This window comes from Sulfitobacter sp. S190 (genome assembly GCF_025141935.1).
GTDB lineage: Bacteria > Pseudomonadota > Alphaproteobacteria > Rhodobacterales > Rhodobacteraceae > Sulfitobacter.
The window spans coordinates 168,273-184,273 of record NZ_CP081120.1; the positions used below are offsets into that span (position 1 = coordinate 168,273).

General features: G+C 63.2%; 19 protein-coding genes and 1 riboswitch. Of the genes, 9 read left to right on the forward strand and 10 right to left on the reverse strand.

Going from position 1 to position 16,001, the window contains the following annotated elements:
- Window positions 1–27: 27 nt before the first annotated feature.
- The 4 genes from K3756_RS00800 (at window position 28) to K3756_RS00815 (ending at window position 2,706) form a co-directional block, all read left to right on the forward strand.
- Window positions 28–276, forward strand: coding sequence for a hypothetical protein (locus tag K3756_RS00800; RefSeq protein WP_259989968.1), 249 nt, complete (start codon window positions 28–30; stop codon window positions 274–276).
- A 115-nt stretch (window positions 277–391) separates the two neighbouring features.
- On the forward strand, window positions 392–1,261 hold the full coding sequence (locus tag K3756_RS00805; RefSeq protein ID WP_259989970.1) for an SDR family oxidoreductase: 870 nt from the start codon (window positions 392–394) through the stop codon (window positions 1,259–1,261).
- The gene (locus K3756_RS00810; RefSeq protein ID WP_259989972.1) at window positions 1,258–1,845 is read left to right on the forward strand and encodes an exopolysaccharide biosynthesis protein; all 588 of its coding nucleotides are present in this window, start codon (window positions 1,258–1,260) and stop codon (window positions 1,843–1,845) included. The genes K3756_RS00805 and K3756_RS00810 overlap by 4 nt, the downstream gene beginning before the upstream one ends.
- Window positions 1,846–1,914: 69 nt before the next feature.
- Entirely contained in the window at window positions 1,915–2,706 is a 792-nt protein-coding gene (locus K3756_RS00815) for an ion transporter (RefSeq protein ID WP_259989974.1), read from the forward strand.
- Here the strand turns inward: K3756_RS00815 and dxs are convergent.
- The 5 genes from dxs to K3756_RS00840 form a co-directional block, all read right to left on the reverse strand.
- Window positions 2,703–4,631 carry a 1-deoxy-D-xylulose-5-phosphate synthase gene (dxs, locus tag K3756_RS00820; RefSeq protein ID WP_259989976.1) on the reverse strand — a complete coding sequence of 643 codons (1,929 nt, stop codon included), beginning with the start codon at window positions 4,629–4,631 and terminating at the stop codon, window positions 2,703–2,705. The genes K3756_RS00815 and dxs overlap by 4 nt on opposite strands.
- 11 nt (window positions 4,632–4,642) lie before the next feature.
- Window positions 4,643–5,455: a polyprenyl synthetase family protein gene (locus K3756_RS00825; RefSeq protein ID WP_409202413.1), complete on the reverse strand. Its 813-nt coding sequence runs from the start codon at window positions 5,453–5,455 to the stop codon at window positions 4,643–4,645.
- Between the two features lie 63 nt (window positions 5,456–5,518).
- A complete protein-coding gene (locus K3756_RS00830) occupies window positions 5,519–5,761 on the reverse strand; it encodes an exodeoxyribonuclease VII small subunit (RefSeq protein WP_259989978.1) in 243 nt (80 codons plus the stop codon).
- A gap of 158 nt (window positions 5,762–5,919) precedes the next feature.
- Window positions 5,920–6,621, reverse strand: coding sequence for a response regulator (locus K3756_RS00835; protein ID WP_259989980.1), 702 nt, complete (start codon window positions 6,619–6,621; stop codon window positions 5,920–5,922).
- On the reverse strand, window positions 6,618–7,127 hold the full coding sequence (locus K3756_RS00840; protein WP_259989981.1) for a MarR family winged helix-turn-helix transcriptional regulator: 510 nt from the start codon (window positions 7,125–7,127) through the stop codon (window positions 6,618–6,620). The genes K3756_RS00835 and K3756_RS00840 overlap by 4 nt, the downstream gene beginning before the upstream one ends.
- A 164-nt stretch (window positions 7,128–7,291) precedes the next feature.
- On the opposite strand from K3756_RS00840, the gene K3756_RS00845 reads away from it, so the two are divergent.
- Window positions 7,292–8,161 (forward strand): branched-chain amino acid aminotransferase, encoded by an 870-nt coding sequence (locus tag K3756_RS00845; protein ID WP_259989984.1) that lies wholly within the window; start codon window positions 7,292–7,294, stop codon window positions 8,159–8,161.
- A 43-nt stretch (window positions 8,162–8,204) separates the two neighbouring features.
- Here K3756_RS00845 and cobO read toward each other — a convergent pair whose 3' ends face one another.
- The 3 genes from cobO to K3756_RS00860 all read right to left on the reverse strand — a co-directional run bounded on the left by cobO (window position 8,205) and on the right by K3756_RS00860 (window position 10,268).
- Window positions 8,205–8,804 (reverse strand): cob(I)yrinic acid a,c-diamide adenosyltransferase, encoded by a 600-nt coding sequence (gene cobO, locus K3756_RS00850; RefSeq protein WP_259989986.1) that lies wholly within the window; start codon window positions 8,802–8,804, stop codon window positions 8,205–8,207.
- 27 nt (window positions 8,805–8,831) lie between these two features.
- Window positions 8,832–9,809: a DMT family transporter gene (locus K3756_RS00855; RefSeq protein ID WP_259989988.1), complete on the reverse strand. Its 978-nt coding sequence runs from the start codon at window positions 9,807–9,809 to the stop codon at window positions 8,832–8,834.
- A gap of 78 nt (window positions 9,810–9,887) precedes the next feature.
- Window positions 9,888–10,268: a DM13 domain-containing protein gene (locus K3756_RS00860; protein ID WP_259989990.1), complete on the reverse strand. Its 381-nt coding sequence runs from the start codon at window positions 10,266–10,268 to the stop codon at window positions 9,888–9,890.
- Window positions 10,269–10,405: 137 nt separating this feature from the next.
- On the opposite strand from K3756_RS00860, the gene K3756_RS00865 reads away from it, so the two are divergent.
- On the forward strand, window positions 10,406–10,999 hold the full coding sequence (locus K3756_RS00865; protein WP_259989992.1) for a TetR/AcrR family transcriptional regulator: 594 nt from the start codon (window positions 10,406–10,408) through the stop codon (window positions 10,997–10,999).
- On the opposite strand, the gene aroC is transcribed toward K3756_RS00865, so the two are convergent.
- Window positions 10,996–12,096 carry a chorismate synthase gene (gene aroC / locus K3756_RS00870; RefSeq protein WP_259989994.1) on the reverse strand — a complete coding sequence of 367 codons (1,101 nt, stop codon included), beginning with the start codon at window positions 12,094–12,096 and terminating at the stop codon, window positions 10,996–10,998. The genes K3756_RS00865 and aroC overlap by 4 nt on opposite strands.
- 91 nt (window positions 12,097–12,187) lie before the next feature.
- A riboswitch (TPP riboswitch) is annotated at window positions 12,188–12,288 on the forward strand.
- A gap of 34 nt (window positions 12,289–12,322) precedes the next feature.
- Between aroC and K3756_RS00875 the strand changes: the two genes are divergently transcribed.
- From K3756_RS00875 to K3756_RS00885, 3 genes are read left to right on the forward strand one after another with little or no spacing between them, the layout of a single operon-like run.
- The gene (locus tag K3756_RS00875) at window positions 12,323–13,306 is read left to right on the forward strand and encodes a thiamine ABC transporter substrate binding subunit (protein WP_259989996.1); all 984 of its coding nucleotides are present in this window, start codon (window positions 12,323–12,325) and stop codon (window positions 13,304–13,306) included.
- Window positions 13,282–14,838, forward strand: a complete 1,557-nt coding sequence (locus tag K3756_RS00880) for a thiamine/thiamine pyrophosphate ABC transporter permease ThiP (protein ID WP_259989998.1) — start codon at window positions 13,282–13,284, stop codon at window positions 14,836–14,838. Before K3756_RS00875 ends, K3756_RS00880 begins: the two co-directional genes overlap by 25 nt.
- Window positions 14,825–15,517 (forward strand): ATP-binding cassette domain-containing protein, encoded by a 693-nt coding sequence (locus tag K3756_RS00885; RefSeq protein ID WP_259990000.1) that lies wholly within the window; start codon window positions 14,825–14,827, stop codon window positions 15,515–15,517. Before K3756_RS00880 ends, K3756_RS00885 begins: the two co-directional genes overlap by 14 nt.
- Here the strand turns inward: K3756_RS00885 and K3756_RS00890 are convergent.
- A complete protein-coding gene (locus tag K3756_RS00890) occupies window positions 15,509–15,940 on the reverse strand; it encodes a 6,7-dimethyl-8-ribityllumazine synthase (protein ID WP_259990003.1) in 432 nt (143 codons plus the stop codon). The two genes, K3756_RS00885 and K3756_RS00890, sit on opposite strands and share 9 nt — an antisense overlap.
- Window positions 15,941–16,001 lie beyond the last annotated feature (61 nt).

Genomic DNA, 16,001 nt, shown 5'->3' on the forward strand with positions numbered 1-16,001 from the left:
CCCGTACGCAAATACAGGATGATTAAAATGATCAAGACACTGACAGCTTCGGCTTTCGCCACTCTGCTCGCCACTGCTTCCTTCGCAGGTAGCCTGGTATCCCCGGCTGACGAAGTCGAACCACAAGATGACGGCGGCGTATTCGTTCCCGCCACAGGTTCCGGCATCGGCGCCCCTGCGATCATCGGTGGCGTTCTGGCCGCTGCGGCGCTGGCTGCTCTGATCGACAACTCTTCCGACGGCACCACCGATGGTGACGACGACGAAGAAGACTAAGTCCTGTAGACAGATTTTCAGACGGCCCTCCGATTTCGGGGGGCCGTTTTTGTTTGCGCACCCTGCATATAAAAGGGGCGCGGGCGCAGTGGTAAGATGACGGCGGGTCGCGGATATGGAAAAGACGCTTCTTTCATTCGGTCACGGTTTCAGCGCGCGGGCGTTGGCGCGTTTGCTGGTGCCACGCGGCTGGCGCATTGTCGGCACCACGCGCAGCGCAGAGAAATGCGACGCGATCGCGCGGTCGGGGGTCGAGCCGCTGGTCTGGCCGGGAACGGACGTTGCTCCGCTCATCGCCAAGTTTCCCAACATCCTGATTTCCGCGGGTCCGTCTGCCGAGGGTGACCCCGTGCTGGCCGCGTACCGCGACCAGTTTGCCGCCGCCGCGCCGCAGATGCGCTGGCTGGGGTATCTGTCGACGACGGGGGTCTATGGCGATCACAAGGGGGGATGGGTGGACGAGGACGCCGCCCTGACGCCCGCCACCAAACGCGGACGATTGCGCGTGGAGGCCGAAGCGGCATGGGCGGGTATCCCTGATCTGCCGCTGCACATATTTCGGCTTGCGGGGATTTACGGCCCCGGGCGCGGCCCCTTTGCGAAGGTGCGGGCCGGAACCGCGCGGCGGATCATCAAGGACGGTCAGGTCTTCAGCCGGATCCACGTTGACGACATCGCACAGGCGCTGGACCTGTCGCTTGCCCGCCCTGATCCCGGTGCGGTTTACAATCTGTGCGACGATGATCCGGCACCGCCGCAGGATGTGATCGGCCATGCGGCGGAATTGCTGGGGGTGCCCGTGCCGCCAGCGATCCCGTTTGAGGAGGCCGACCTGACCCCAATGGCGCGCAGTTTTTACGCCGAAAGCAAGCGGGTCCGGAACGATCGCATCAAGCAGGCGTTGGGCTGGAAACCAACCTTCCCTGATTACCGGAGCGGGCTGGCCGCGATGCTCGAACAGGATGCGGCCCCCGAGGATGAATGACCCACGCCACGGAAACGCCGCTTAACGGATTGCTGGATGGCATCGAAGAGGCGGCCGACACCGGCGGCGATGTGACTGTACGCGATATTCTGGACCATATTGGCGACCGGTCGGTGTTGCCCTTCATCTTGCTGATTGCGGTGCTGCTGGTGTCGCCCCTGTCGGGTATTCCGGGGGTGCCGACGGTTTGTGCCTGCATGATCATCCTGTTGTCGGCCCAGAGCCTGATCGGGCGCCGCCGCCTGTGGTTGCCGGGTGCCTTGCTGCGCCGGGGCCTGTCGGGCAAGCGGCTGGCGCAGGCGGTAGAGTGGTTGCGTGGACCGGCCCGATTTATCGACCGCCATTCCCATCCGCGTCTGCGCTGGCTGACCCGCAACCCGCTGCGCATCATCGCGCTGTCGTGCTGTGTGATCGTGCCGGTGGGCTGGCCGTTTCTGGAAATTCTGCCGTTCGTGTCGTCCATCGGGGCGGGTACGGTGGCGCTTTTGACGTTCGGGCTTTTCGCCCGCGACGGGCTATATGTGCTGCTTGGATATGCGGTGATCGGTGTCACGCTGGGCGCGGGGCTGTATTTTCTGGTCTGAGGGGGCCAGCCGTCTTGTCGCACCCGACCCGAGCGGCCATATAGGCCCCACGATCAACAGGGGCGTTCCATGACAGTGCGAGACCGCGTTCAACGCATCATCGAATCCGACAAGGTGCGCAACGGCATCTTGCTGGTCATCTTGTTCAACGCGGTCATCCTCGGGCTCGAGACATCACAGTCGGTGATGATGCAGGCCGGACCGTTGATCCTGCTGCTGGACCAGATCTGTCTTGCCATTTTCGTGGCGGAATTGCTGGCCAAGCTGTTCGCCTACCGGATGCGGTTTTTCCGCGACGGATGGAACATCTTTGATTTTCTGATTGTCGGTATTTCGCTCGTGCCCGCGGCACAGGGGTTCACCGCCCTGCGCGCCCTGCGCATCCTGCGGGTGTTGCGGGTGTTGTCGGTCACACCGCGCCTGCGCCGGGTGGTCGAGGGGTTGGTCACGGCCCTGCCGGGCATGGCGTCGGTGTTCATGCTGATGGCGCTGATCTTCTATATCGCGGCGGTGATGGCGACGAAGCTCTTTGGCTATTCGTTCCCCGAATGGTTCGGAACACTGGGCCGGTCGGGGTATTCGCTGTTCCAGATCATGACGCTGGAAAGCTGGTCCATGGGGATCGTGCGTCCGGTGATGGAGGTCTATCCCTTTGCGTGGATGTTCTTCGTCCCGTTCATCATGGTGACGACCTTTGCGGTGGTGAACCTTCTGGTGGGTCTGATCGTCAATTCGATGCAGGACGCCCATGCCGAGGAATCGGTGGCCTCGACCGATGCCTACCGTGCCGAGGTACACGAAAAGCTCGCCCTGATCGAACAGAGGCTCGACGCGTTGTTGCAGCAAAAGCGCGGCGACTAGGCCCGCGCGGCTTCGATGCTGGCGATGCCCAGCGTGTCCAGAACCCTGGCCACGATCTGTTCCGCGTTCATCCCGGCGACCGCATACATATCGGCCGGGTTTGCCTGATCGATAAACGTGTCGGGCAGAACCATCGAGCGGTATTTCAGACCAGTGTCGAACACCCCTTCGTCGGCCAGAAGCTGTGCGACATGGCTGCCGAAGCCGCCGATCGCGCCTTCCTCGATGGTGATCAGCGCCTCGTGGTCCGCGGCCAGTTGCAAAATCAGTTCACGGTCGAGCGGTTTGGCAAAACGCGCATCGGCGATGGTGGGCGTGATACCTTTTGCACCAAGCGCTTCGGCGGCTTTTTGCACTTCGGCCAGACGGGTTCCGAACGATAGGATCGCGACGCGCTGCCCCTCACGGATCATGCGGCCCTTGCCGATTTCCAGCACCTCGCCGCGGGCGGGCATGTCGACCCCGTTGCCTTCGCCGCGCGGATAGCGGAACGCGATCGGCCCGTCGTCATGCGCCGCGGCGGTTGCCACCATGTGTTTCAGTTCCGCCTCATCCGCGGCGGCCATCACGACCATGCCGGGCAGATTGGCAAGGTAGGCCACATCGAAGCTGCCTGCGTGGGTCGCCCCGTCCGCGCCGACCAGCCCCGCGCGGTCAATGGCAAAGCGCACCGGCAGCCGCTGGATCGCCACGTCGTGCACCACCTGATCGTAGCCACGCTGCAGGAAGGTCGAATACATCGCGCAGAACGGTTTCATCCCGCCGGCCGCCAACGCGGCAGAGAATGTCACCCCGTGCTGTTCGGCGATGCCGACGTCAAAGCAGCGCGAGGGGTAGCGTTCGTTGAACAGGCCCAGCCCGGTGCCGTCCGGCATCGCGGCGGTCACGGCGCAGATCTTGTCGTCCTCTGCCGCCTCTTGCAGGAGCGCCTCGGCAAAGACGTTGGTGTAGCTCGGTGCGTTGCTTGCCGCCTTTTTCTGCTCGCCGGTGATGACGTTGAACTTACCCGTGGCATGGCCGCGGTCGCGGGCCGCTTCGGCGGGGCCGTAGCCTTTGCCCTTTTTGGTGATGACATGGATCAGGATGGGTCCGGTTGCCCGTGCTTTCACCGTGCGCAGCACAGGCAACAGCTGGTCCATGTCGTGCCCGTCAATCGGCCCGAGATAGCTGAAGCCCAATTGTTCGAACAAGGTGCCACCGACGGCCAGACCCTTGAGCATGTCCTTGGCCCGCTTCGCACCTTCCCGGAAGGGTTCCGGCAGCAGGCTCACCGCGCCTTTGGCCGCCGACTTCAGCTCCTGAAAGGGCTCCTCGGCATACAGACGGCTGAGATAGGACGACATCGCGCCAACAGGCGGGGCAATCGACATTTCGTTGTCATTGAGGATCACGATCATCCGCTTTTTCAGGTGACCGGCGTTGTTCATCGCCTCATAGGCCATACCCGCCGACATCGAGCCGTCACCGATCACGGCAATCGCGTCGCCCAGACCGCTGTCGATGTTACCGCCCAGATCGCGGGCCACCGCAAAGCCGAGTGCGGCACTGATCGAGGTGGAGCTGTGCGCCGCGCCAAAGGGATCGTAGGGAGACTCGCTGCGCTTGGTGAAGCCCGACAGGCCGTCCTTCATCCGCAGGGTGCGGATCCGGTCGCGCCGTTCGGTCAATATCTTGTGGGGATAGCATTGATGCCCCACGTCCCAGATGATTTTGTCGCGCGGCGTGTCAAAGACCGCGTGCAGCGCGACTGTCAGTTCAACAACGCCCAGACCCGCGCCAAGGTGACCGCCGGTGACGGAAACGGCGGAAATCGTCTCGGCGCGCAGCTCGTGTGCGAGCTGGGTCAGTTCGCGATCCGACAACCCATCGAGATCGGCGGGTCGGGTGATCCGGTCCAGCAGCGGTGTATGTGGCTGGTCGCTCATGACGGTCGTTCCTAGCTTTTTCGGGCGATGACAAACGCGGCCGCATCGCGCAACGGTGCTGCATCATCGCCATAGACAGATAGCGCGTCACAGGCTGATTCCACCAGTGCCGCGGCCCGCTGTTTTGCGCCCCCCATGCCCAGCAGCGACACAAACGTGGCCTTGCCGGCATCGGCGTCCTTGCCGGTGGCCTTGCCGACGGTGGCGGCATCCCCCTCGACGTCCAGAATGTCGTCTGCGATCTGGAAAGCGAGCCCCAGGTCGCGGGCATATCGACCCAGCGGACCGGTATCTGCCTGTGCCATGCGCGGACCCGCGGTCGCAGACCATTCGATCAACGCCCCCGTCTTGCCCGCCTGAAGGTCCGTGATCTGCGACAGGCTCAACGGTGACACGGCGGTTTCGGCGGCAATATCGAGCGCCTGACCCCCCACCATCCCCGACACACCCGCCGCCCGAGCGAGACTGCGCACCAGATCAACCTGTGCCGCGGGCGCACAACCGGTGCGGCTCACCAGATCGAAAGCAAGCGTCTGCAACGCGTCACCGGCCAGAACGGCGGTGGCCTCGTCCCACTTGCGGTGAACGGTGGGCTGGCCGCGGCGCAAATCGTCATCGTCCATGCAAGGCAGATCGTCATGGACCAGCGAATAGGCGTGCAAGGCCTCGATCGCGGCAGCGGCCGGCATGGCCGCATCCCGGGTCATGCCATGCAGACGGGCACCTTCGAGCACCAGAAACGCCCGCAATCCCTTGCCGCCACGCGCCGCATAGAGCATCGCTTCCGGCACGGGGCCGGTCAGATCCTGCAGCGCGGCTGACACGTGCGCCGCTGCATCAGTTGCCGCTTGGTCAAGAGCGGTGCGAAAACCGGCTGTGTCCACAGGTCACAAACCGGAAACGGGCTTCAATCCCTCCGGGGTGCCATCCCCGTCCAGGGTGATCGCCGCCACTTTCTCCTCGGCTTCTTTCAGCTTGGCCTCGCAGCGGGCCTTCAACGCGGCACCCCGCTCATACAGTGCAATGCTCTCGTCGAGCGCCACATCGCCGCGCTCCAGCTGGCCCAGCACCTTCTCCAGTTCGGCCATGGCCGCTTCAAAGCTCATCTCTTCGACGGGGGTTTCGCTCACCGCACGGGTCCTTCATCAAATCTGCAATCGGCGCTGACCATAGACACGCAGCCATTCCATGACCAGCACAGGTTCTATCTTTCTTGGGCAAAAATACTCCGGGGGAACCGCGCCCGCAGGGGGCGGTGGGGGCTGGCCCCCGGACCACGCCAGAGGCCTCAGTCAGGGGCCAGCATATAGCCCGCACCGCGCACGGTCTGTAGATAGCGCGGCTGTTTGGGGTTGTCCTCGATCTTGCGCCGCAGGCGGGTGATCTGGACGTCGACGGCCCGCTCCTGCGCCTGTCCGCGGTCCCGCCCGAGCTCCTCGACAAGGGTCGACCGGCTCAGCGCCTCGCCCGGCTGGGCGGAGAATATCTTCATCAGCTGGATCTCGGTGGCGGTCAGCCGGACCAGATCCTCGCCCTGCCACATCTCGCCGCGTTCCATGTCATAGCGGATCTGGCCAAGGTTCAGGACCTTTGGGGCCGTGACATCCTCGGTGCTTTCGGGGACACGGCGCAGGATCGCGTTGATGCGCAACAAAAGCTCCTTGGGCTCGAACGGTTTGGGCAGGTAGTCATCCGCCCCCGCCTCAAGCCCCTCGATGCGGTTGTCGGTATCGCCCTTCGCGGTCAGCAGCAAAATCGGTGTCGTCATCGTGTCGCGCAAGGAGCGGGTCAGGCTCAGACCGTCTTCGCCCGGCATCATGACGTCCAGCACGATCAGATCGAAATCCAGACCCGACAGGATGCGCCGCGCGTGCGCGGCATCGCGCGCCGAAGTCACCAGAAAGCCGCTGCGCATCAGGAATTTCTGAAGCAGGGTGCGGATGCGTTCATCGTCATCGACGATGAGCAGATGGGCGTCGTGTGTCGTCATGTGCTGCTCTCTTTCAGCCGAGCATAGCTTGTGCGCATTTCCGGGTCCATCATTGCTTCGAGCACCGTGCGAAAGCCCGCCACGGCGTCGGGTCCGGCATCGCGGTAAGCCGCGCGCATGCGCGCGCGTTGCGCGTCGGAGAGCTGTTGTTCCAACGCGCGGCCTGCTTCTGTCAGGTTCAGGTGGCGTTCGCGTTTGTCGCGCCGGCCCACCGTGCTTTTCACCAGCCCGTCGGCGATCAGGGTCCGCAGCACCCGGTTGAGCGATTGTTTGGTGACGCCCAGAATGTTCAGCAGATTGTTGACCGTGGTGCCCGGTGCGCGGTTGATGAAGTGGATCGCACGGTGGTGCGCCCGCCCATAGGCCAGATCGGCCAGAATGCGGTCGGGATCGGCGGTGAAACCGCGATAGGCAAAGAACATCGCCTCGATTCCCTTGCGCAGCTGTTCGTCCGTCAGAAACAGCAGGGCCTCGCCGCCGTGACCGCCTGTGTTTGACCTGTCCATTGTGCCATCCCGCTGTTGGTTGCGCGTCAGTTTATGTCAGTGTTGTTGACACTCCAAGCCCGAAAGGCTACGCCAAGCCAGCTTTTGCGTAATGTTTTGCCTGTTTCGGGGCGCGGTTGCGCAATAATTGCAAATTCTCACGGGTGATCTGGAAAGGACACACAATGGCTGGCGCATATGACGATCGCGATGGGCACATCTGGATGGATGGGCAAATGGTGCCTTGGCGGGATGCGAATATCCACATTTTGACCCACGCCATGCATTATGCGTCTTCCGTGTTCGAGGGCGAGCGGGCCTACAACGGCAAGATCTTCAAGAGCCGCGCACATTCGGAGCGGTTGCTGCGGTCGGCCCAAATGATCGATTTCGAGATCCCCTATACCGTGGACGAGCTGGAAGCGGCCAAGGTCGAGGTTCTGGCCAAGTCGGGTCTGCAGGATGCCTATGTGCGGGCGATCGCCTGGCGCGGTGCGGGCGAGGACATGGGCGTGGCATCGGCGCGCAACCCGGTCCGCGTGGCCATTGCGGTCTGGGAGTGGGGGGCCTACTACGGCGACGCCAAGATGAAGGGCGCCAAGCTCGATATCTCGCAGTGGAAGCGGCCGTCGCCCGAAACGATTCCCTGCCATGCCAAGGCCGCAGGTCTGTATATGATCTGCACCATGTCGAAACACGCAGCCGAGGCCAAAGGCTGTTCGGATGCGATGATGTTCGATTATCGCGGGTATGTTGCCGAAGCGACGGGGGCCAATATCTTTTTCGTCAAGGACGGCGAAATCCATACGCCCGATCCTGACTGTTTCCTCAACGGGATCACGCGCCAGACCGTCGTCGGCATGCTGCGCGAGCGCGGCCTGACGGTGCACGAGCGTCATATCATGCCCGAAGAACTGGAAGGTTTCGAGCAGTGCTGGCTCACCGGTACGGCGGCGGAGGTCACGCCGGTTGGCCAGATCGGCGACTATAATTTCGAGGTTGGTGCGCTGACCCGCGACATCGCGCAAAGCTACGAAAAGCTGGTGCGCGCCTGATCCGACGTGCCGGGTGGACCAGTCGGCCCACCCGGACCGCGGCCTAGTAGTCGACGCCGCGCTGGGCCTTGATGCCGGATTTGAACGGGTGTTTCACCTCGGTCATTTCGGTCACCAGATCGGCGTAGTCGCATAGCTCCGGCTTGGCGTTGCGGCCCGTCAGGATGACGCCAGTACGCTTGTCGCGCGCGTCGAGACCGGCAATCACCTCTTCGACCGACAGATAGTCATACCGCATGGCGATGTTGATTTCGTCGAGCACGATCAGGTCGTACGCCCCGCTGGCCATCATATCGCAGGCCTTGGCATAGGCGGCCTTGGCGGCGGCGATATCGCGGTCCTTGTCCTGGGTATCCCATGTGAACCCTTCGCCCATCGTGTGCCATGCGACATCGCCCAGACGGTCGAAGAACTGCCGCTCACCAGTTTTCCATTTGCCCTTGATGAACTGCACCACGCCGACGGTCTGTTTCCAGCCCAGTGCCCGTACGATGACCCCGAAGGCGGAGGACGATTTGCCCTTGCCCGATCCGGTATGCACCAGCACCAGCCCTTTTTCGGGGTCCTGAAGCTCGGCGACTTTCTTGCGCTGTTCGGCCTGACGGGCCTGCATCTTTTGCTTGTGGTCTGTATCGTCGGTCATTGTGAGTTGTTCCTGTGCTCGGGCGCGTCAGCTGGGCGCCTCATGGGATGGCAGATTGGCTTTGGATTTGTTCCTGTCCAGCCCCAACTGACGTTCGCGCCAGATAATCAGCACGCCGCCCGCCGTGACAAGCGCCGCGCCGATCACGATTGTGGACGTCGGCAATTCGCCAAAGACGACCCATCCGATCAGGCTGGCAAAGATCATCGAGGCGTAGTCGAACGGTGCAAGCATCGATGCCGCCCCGAACCGGAAGGAAGAGGTCACCAGAATTTGCGCCACGCCCCCGATCAGCCCCGCCGTGATCATCAGCCCCGCGATCGTCCATCCGGGGTTGACCCATTGCAGACCGGACCAGCCGGTCGCCATGCCCAGCGGCAGGGTGAGCAGCGACAGGCAGGTGGCGGTGAGCGAGAAGTAGAAAACGATTGCGGCGGTATGTTCGGTTTTGACCAGTTGGCGCAGGTGGATCTGCACCAGTGCCCGCAGCACAGCGGCGGCAAGCACCATCAGGGCGCCGATGGTGGCGGCCGCGCTTAGCGGATCGTCGGTGGTTTGCAGCCGCGGCAGCAGGACGATCATCACGCCGATCAGCCCCAGACCCACGGCAGACAGCCGGAACAGGCGCACCCGTTCGCCCAGAAAGAACGCGGCAAACAGTACCGTAAACAGCGGTGTCGCATAGCCGATTGCGGTCACTTCGGGCAGGGGCAGAAGGCCCAGCCCACCGAAGGTCAACGCCATCGCAGATGTGCCGAACACACCGCGCCAGACGTGGCCCATCAGGTTTCGGGGAATAAGCCCGGTACTGAGATCGTGCTGCTGCCAGAGCCAGATCAGGATGACGGGAAAGGCAAACAGCGACCGGAAAAATACCGCCTGACCCGGCGGTACGGTATCGGAGGCGGTTTTGATCAGTGCGGCCATCACCATAAACAGGAAAATCGCCATGAGCCGCAGCCCGATGGCGCGTCCGGGACGGTTTTGGGTGGAGATGGTTGCCATGTCATCTCTCTTGCGCCTTTGGGTGGCAAAGATCAAGCGGGCGGCGTGGGAGGAGCGCCGCCCGCTTGAAGGGCAGGATTATTGCAGTTCTGCGACACCCAGAGGCACGCCGAATTTCAGACACCAGATGTAGACTTCGTTGAAGTCATCCACGTTGACCGAGGCAGGAACGATGTAGGTCTGCTCGCCCGTCAGCGCGTTCAGCTCACCGATTACGGTGCCGTCGACAAAGGCGCCGTCCTTGCCGAAACCGACGCGCGGATCGGGTGCACCGTCCAGCGAAAAGTCGGGGCCGAGTGTCACGGTGGCCGTGCCGTCGGCATTTTTGACGACGGTCACGCCGCCGGTTGTGATGTGGTCACTGGCGCCGGTGAATGTGCCGGATGTGTCGGCAAGGGCGAAGGAGGGAGCAGCCACAGCGAGGGACAGGGCGATAACGGCGGATTGGATCAAGCGCATTTGGTATTCCTTTTCAGTGTTGATTTGGTGTTGCGTTTTTCGTTGTGAAGCTTAGATAGCATTGGGAACCGACCAGTTCAAAACACTGTTCCGTGAGTTTTGTAACAACTGGTCCCTAATTGCTGCGAGGATCAGACATGGCCCGTCCGAGAGAGTTTGAAGAAGCCGATGCAATCGCGAAAGCCACGCAGGTTTTCTGGACCCATGGCTATCAGGATGCATCGTTGCCCGACCTGCTGGAAGGCATGGGGCTGACCCGCGGCAGCCTCTACAAGGCGTTCAAGGATAAGAAGAACCTGTTTCTGGTCGTGCTAGATCATTATGAACGCGCCGCCGTGGACAATGCGGTGCGCATTCTGAGCAATCCGGATGAGCCCGATGGTGCCGCGCGTATCCTGACGCTGTTTGGCGGTATCTACCGCGCGGTGAGCGAGGGCGAGCAGCGCGGCTGTTTGTTGTGTACGGCGGCCAGCGGGTCGGAAATGGCTGATCCGGAGATTGCCGCCGCCGTGCATCAGGGGCTGGCCAAGATGCAGGCCGGTTTCGAGGTGGCGCTGGCCGCGTCGCCACAGCATGCCGACCTGTCCGACAGCGCGCGGTTGCAGCTCGCCAATGTGTTGGTCACGCAATACGTGGGTCTGCGGATGCTGGCGCGGTCGCGGTTGCCGTTGGGCATTCTTGAAAACGCCGTGCGCGGAATTGCGGGGATATTGGGCCGCCCCGAAGCCTAGCCGATATGGCCGCGGTTCGATCCGATCTGTCCGCGGTGCAGCAGCAGGTGGTCAAGGATCACGCACGCCATCATTGCCTCGCCGACGGGTACGGCACGGATGCCGACGCAGGGGTCGTGGCGCCCTTTCGTGATGATTTCGGTGTTTTCGCCCGATTTGGTGATCGTCTTGCGGGTCGTCAGGATCGACGAGGTCGGTTTGACGGCGAAGCGCAGCACGATGTCCTGTCCGGTGCTGATCCCGCCGAGGATGCCGCCCGCGTGGTTGGAGGAATATTCCGGCCCGTCGGGACCCATGCGGATTTCATCGGCGTTCAGCTCGCCCGTCAGCATCGCGGCGGACATGCCCTCGCCGATTTCGACGCCCTTGACGGCGTTGATGCTCATCATGGCGGCGGCCAGATCGGTGTCGAGCTTGCCGTAGACCGGGGCGCCGATGCCCGCGGGTACGCCGCGTGCGGTCACTTCGATGATGGCACCGACCGAGGAGCCCGATTTGCGCAGACCATCGAGATAGTCGGCCCAATCGCCCGCCGCTTGCGCGTCGGGCACCCAGAACGGGTTTTGATCGATCTGGTCCCAGTCGAACGCATCGCGGTCGATCTTATGCGGGCCCATCTGCACCATGTAGCCGGTGATATCGACGCCGGGTGCGATCTGCTTGATCGCTTCGCGGGCCAGACCGCCCGCTGCCACACGCGACGCGGTTTCGCGCGCCGAGGACCGCCCGCCGCCGCGGTAATCGCGCACGCCGTATTTCTGGTAGTAGGTGATGTCGGCGTGACCGGGGCGGAATTTGTCGATGATATCGCCGTAGTCCTTGGAGCGCTGGTCGGTGTTTTCGATCATCAGCTGGACGGGTGTGCCGGTGGTCACCCCTTCGAAAGTGCCTGACAGGATGCGGACCTGATCGGGTTCGCGCCGCTGCGTGGTGTATTTGTTCTGGCCGGGTTTGCGCTTGTCCAGCCAGTGCTGGATCATCGCTTCGTCGATTGTCACGCCGGGGGGGCAACCGTCGACGGTGGCACCCAGAGCCGGTCCGTGGCTTTCGCCCCAGGTGGTCACACGAAAGAGATGGCCAAAGCTGTTGATCGACATTGCGGTGCTCCTTTGATCCTTGCCTTAGCGGGGGTGCGGCGTGCGCTCAAGGGCTTTTGGCTTGCCAACCGTGCCGATGGCTCCTAGATGTTTGCGTACCTCGGGGGGCCGCAAGGCTGAGATGTGGAGTTCCACGGACCCGTTGAACCTGAACCGGTTAACACCGGCGGAGGGAAGGTCTGGACATCCATCCAACACTTTCTGACGCCGCATAATGGAGGATGCCATGAGACATCTTGCACTTGCTGCTACGACGACCCTGATTGCCACGGCTGCTGTTGCGGACACGCCTGTCCTGACGGTTTACGCCGGCGATTACTTCACGTCCGAGTGGGGCCCCGGCCCTGTGATCGAGGCGGAATTCGAGAAGACCTGCGACTGCGATTTGCAGTTTTCCACCGGCGATCTGCTGCCGCGCCTGCTGTTGGAAGGCCAGCGTACGAAGGCCGATGTGGTCATCGGGTTGACGTCCGATCTGACGGCCAAGGCGCGGGCGACGGACCTGTTTGCCCCCCACGGGCAGAACAACGCGGACCTGACGCTGCCCATAACGTGGACGGACGATACGTTCCTGCCGTTCAACTATGGCCACACGGCGTTCATCTACAACGAGACGCTGATGGACACGCCGCCCGCCAGTTTTGATGCGTTGCTGGCGATGCCCGACGATGTGAAGCTGGTCATTCAGGACCCGCGCACGTCGATTTCGGGACTGGCGCTGGTGCTGTGGGTGCAGGCGGTTTACGGCGAGCGCGCCGAAGAGGTTTGGGGCCAGCTCGCGCCGAAAATCCTGACCGTGACCAAGGACTGGTCATCGTCCTACGGCATGTTCACCGACGGTGAAGCCGACATGGTGCTGAGCTATACGACCTCGCCTGCCTATCACATGTTTGCCGAAGAGGATTTCACCAAGAAGGCCGCGATTTTCCCGGAAGGGCATTATTTCATGGTCGAGACGGTGGCCAAGATTGCCGATACCGATCAGCCCGAACTGGCCGATGCGTTCATGGCATTCGTGATGTCGGAAGCGTTCCAGACGCAGATTCCCACCGCAAACTGGTCGCTGCCTTCGGCGTTGCCGCGCGATCAGTGGCCCGACGGCTGGAGCCAGCTGCCACTGCCCGAAAAGGTGCTGTTCTTTGACGAAGCCCAGGCGGCGGCCGTTCAGGAACAGGCGATAGAAGCATGGCGCAGCGCGCTGACGCAGTAACGCGCCGCGCCGGTATCATCGCGGCGGGATTGACCGTCGCGGTGGTGCTGGCCGCCTGTGTTGGCATCGCCACGCGGGCAGAACCGACAGCGGGCCTGCGGGCGGGCGATTGGTCGGCGATAAGGTTCACCGTTGTCCAAGCGCTGTTGTCGGCGGCGTTTTCGGTGGTGCTGGCCGTTCCGCTGGCCCGTGCGCTGGCCCGGCGGCGGTTTTTTGGGCGCGATCTGCTGGTGATCTTTCTGGGTGTGCCGTTCATCCTGCCCGTGATCGTGGCGGTGATCGGATTGCTGGCGGTGTTCGGGCGCAACGGGTGGCTCAACCATGTGCTGGGCCTGTTGGGTTTGCCGGAGCTGTCGGTTTACGGGCTGCACGGGGTGGTGCTGGCGCATGTGTTTTTCAATCTGCCACTGGCGACCCGCCTTTTGTTGCAGGCCTGGCAAGCCATTCCGGCGGAGCGGTTCCGGCTGGTCGCGCAATTGGGTCTGAGCCCGCGTGCCGTCAACCGCGCGCTGGAATGGCCACTGCTGCGGCAGGTATTGCCGGGCGCGTTTGCGCTGATCTTCGTCATCTGCCTGACAAGTTTCGCCGTGGCGCTGACCTTGGGCGGGGGGCCACGCTCGACGACCATCGAATTGGCGATCTACCAGACCTTCCGCTACGATTTTGACCTGAGCCGCGCCGCACTGTTGTCGGTGGTGCAGCTGGCATTGGCCGGGGGCGCTGCCCTGCTGGCGCTGTGGATCATTCCGCAGATTGCGGTGGGCGGCGGTCTGGACCGTGTGGCGCGGCGCTGGGACGCGCGCGGCGGGATGCAGCGGATCGGGGATTTTGGCATGATCTTGCTGGGGGCCGGGTTCTTGTTGATGCCGCTGGGGGCCGTTGTCTGGCGCGGGCTGTGGGGCATGGGCGATCTGCCCGCGAGCGTTTGGCAGGCGTCGGCCAATTCTCTTTTCGTGGCGGGATTGAGCGTGCTGCTGTTGCTGGCCTTGGCGTTGCCGATGGCGGGGTGGATCGCGATGCAGAAACGCGGCGGGATCGAAGCGATCGGGCTTTTGGGGTTGTCGGCGTCGCCGCTGATGATCGGAACGGGTTGGTTTATCCTGCTCAATCCCGTGGTTGATCCGGTGGCGCTGGCGCTGCCGGTGACGGCGTTGGTCAACGCGTTGATGGCGTTGCCGTTCGCGTTGCGTATTCTGGTGCCGCGCATGCGCGATACGGCGCAGCAATTCGGTCGGCTGAACGCGGCTTTGGGGGTGCGGGGTTGGCCGCTTTGGCGCTGGGTTCTGGTGCCGCGGGCGGCGGCGCAGATCGGCTTTGCCGCGGGGCTGACCGGCGCGCTGTCGATGGGGGATTTGGGCGTGATTGCGCTTTTCGCCGATCCCGAACGCGCGACCCTCCCGCTTGAGATGTACCGCCTGATGGGGGCCTACCGGATGGAGGCGGCCGCGGCGGCGGCCCTGCTGCTGCTTGGGTTGAGCCTCGCAATATTCTGGATTTGTGACAGGGGAGGACGGGCCTATGCTGACGTTTGAAAACGCGGTGATCGGGCAGGGGTCGTTTGAAATGCGCGCTGATCTGTCGATTGAACCGGGCCGCAGATACGCTGTCATCGGACCCTCGGGGGCCGGAAAATCGACACTGCTGGGGGCGATGGCCGGGTTTGTCGATCTGCGGGCAGGGCGGCTGATGTGGGACGGGCGCGACATCACCGCCGCCGACCCCGGCGCACGGCCCATGACGATGCTGTTTCAGGACAACAACCTGTTTCCGCATCTGACGGTTATGCAGAATGTGGGCTTGGGTGTGCGACCCGATTTGCGGCTGGATGCAGCACAGACCGAGCGGGTACGGGATGCGCTGCGGCGTGTGGCGCTGCACGACCACATGGAGGCGCGGCCCGGCAACCTGTCGGGGGGGCAGCAAAGCCGCGTGGCCCTGGCCCGTGTTCTGGTGCAGGCGCGGCCCTATGTGCTGCTGGACGAGCCGTTCGCCGCACTTGGACCGGCGCTGCGCAACGAGATGCTGGATCTGGTGCAGGCGCTGGTTGCCCAAACGGGTGCGGCGCTGGTGATGGTGACCCACGCGCCCGAGGACGTGCGCCGCATCGCCGACGAAGTGATTTTTGTTGAGGGTGGCGTGGCGCAGGCCCCGCGACCGGCGGCGGCCCTGATGGACAATCCGCCGCCGGAATTGCGGGCCTATCTAGGCTAGCGCATGGGCGTCCGTGGTCACGGCAAGTGCTGCACGGGCCGCTTCGCGCCCTTTTTCGACGAAATGCGCGCGGTAGATGGCCGTGTGATGCCCGGTTTCCTGAAAGTGGTGCGGGGTGAGCGACACCGACAGGACCGGTACACCGGTATCGAGGCCCACGCGCATCAGGCCATCGACCACGGCTTGCGCCACGAAATCATGGCGGTAGATGCCGCCGTCTACCACGAAGGCAGCGCAGACGATGGCGCCGTAGCGACCGGTTCTGGCAAGCTGCTGGGCCTTGAGCGGCATTTCGAAAGCGCCGGGCACGTCGATCACGTCGATCTGGTCCATCGGCACCAGTTCGGCAAAACCGTCGAGCGCGCGGTCGACGATATCGGCATGCCAGCGTGCTTTGACAAAGGCGTAACGGGTGAGTGTCATCGGTAATCTCCTTTAGGTTCGACACATGCACCCAAGGCGATCACAGGCACGGTGACGCCGC

What these genes read in the sequence shown, in the direction of transcription:
- K3756_RS00800 (WP_259989968.1), top strand. Translation starts at nt 28, where the DNA reads ATGATCAAGACACTGACAGCTTCGGCTTTCGCCACTCTGCTCGCCACT.
- K3756_RS00805 (WP_259989970.1), top strand. Translation starts at nt 392, where the DNA reads ATGGAAAAGACGCTTCTTTCATTCGGTCACGGTTTCAGCGCGCGGGCG.
- K3756_RS00810 (WP_259989972.1), top strand. Translation starts at nt 1,258, where the DNA reads ATGACCCACGCCACGGAAACGCCGCTTAACGGATTGCTGGATGGCATC.
- K3756_RS00815 (WP_259989974.1), top strand. Translation starts at nt 1,915, where the DNA reads ATGACAGTGCGAGACCGCGTTCAACGCATCATCGAATCCGACAAGGTG.
- dxs (WP_259989976.1), bottom strand. Translation starts at nt 4,631, where the DNA reads ATGAGCGACCAGCCACATACACCGCTGCTGGACCGGATCACCCGACCC.
- K3756_RS00835 (WP_259989980.1), bottom strand. Translation starts at nt 6,621, where the DNA reads ATGACGACACACGACGCCCATCTGCTCATCGTCGATGACGATGAACGC.
- K3756_RS00840 (WP_259989981.1), bottom strand. Translation starts at nt 7,127, where the DNA reads ATGGACAGGTCAAACACAGGCGGTCACGGCGGCGAGGCCCTGCTGTTT.
- K3756_RS00845 (WP_259989984.1), top strand. Translation starts at nt 7,292, where the DNA reads ATGGCTGGCGCATATGACGATCGCGATGGGCACATCTGGATGGATGGG.
- cobO (WP_259989986.1), bottom strand. Translation starts at nt 8,804, where the DNA reads ATGACCGACGATACAGACCACAAGCAAAAGATGCAGGCCCGTCAGGCC.
- K3756_RS00855 (WP_259989988.1), bottom strand. Translation starts at nt 9,809, where the DNA reads ATGGCAACCATCTCCACCCAAAACCGTCCCGGACGCGCCATCGGGCTG.
- K3756_RS00860 (WP_259989990.1), bottom strand. Translation starts at nt 10,268, where the DNA reads ATGCGCTTGATCCAATCCGCCGTTATCGCCCTGTCCCTCGCTGTGGCT.
- K3756_RS00865 (WP_259989992.1), top strand. Translation starts at nt 10,406, where the DNA reads ATGGCCCGTCCGAGAGAGTTTGAAGAAGCCGATGCAATCGCGAAAGCC.
- aroC (WP_259989994.1), bottom strand. Translation starts at nt 12,096, where the DNA reads ATGTCGATCAACAGCTTTGGCCATCTCTTTCGTGTGACCACCTGGGGC.
- K3756_RS00875 (WP_259989996.1), top strand. Translation starts at nt 12,323, where the DNA reads ATGAGACATCTTGCACTTGCTGCTACGACGACCCTGATTGCCACGGCT.
- K3756_RS00880 (WP_259989998.1), top strand. Translation starts at nt 13,282, where the DNA reads ATGGCGCAGCGCGCTGACGCAGTAACGCGCCGCGCCGGTATCATCGCG.
- K3756_RS00885 (WP_259990000.1), top strand. Translation starts at nt 14,825, where the DNA reads ATGCTGACGTTTGAAAACGCGGTGATCGGGCAGGGGTCGTTTGAAATG.
- K3756_RS00890 (WP_259990003.1), bottom strand. Translation starts at nt 15,940, where the DNA reads ATGACACTCACCCGTTACGCCTTTGTCAAAGCACGCTGGCATGCCGAT.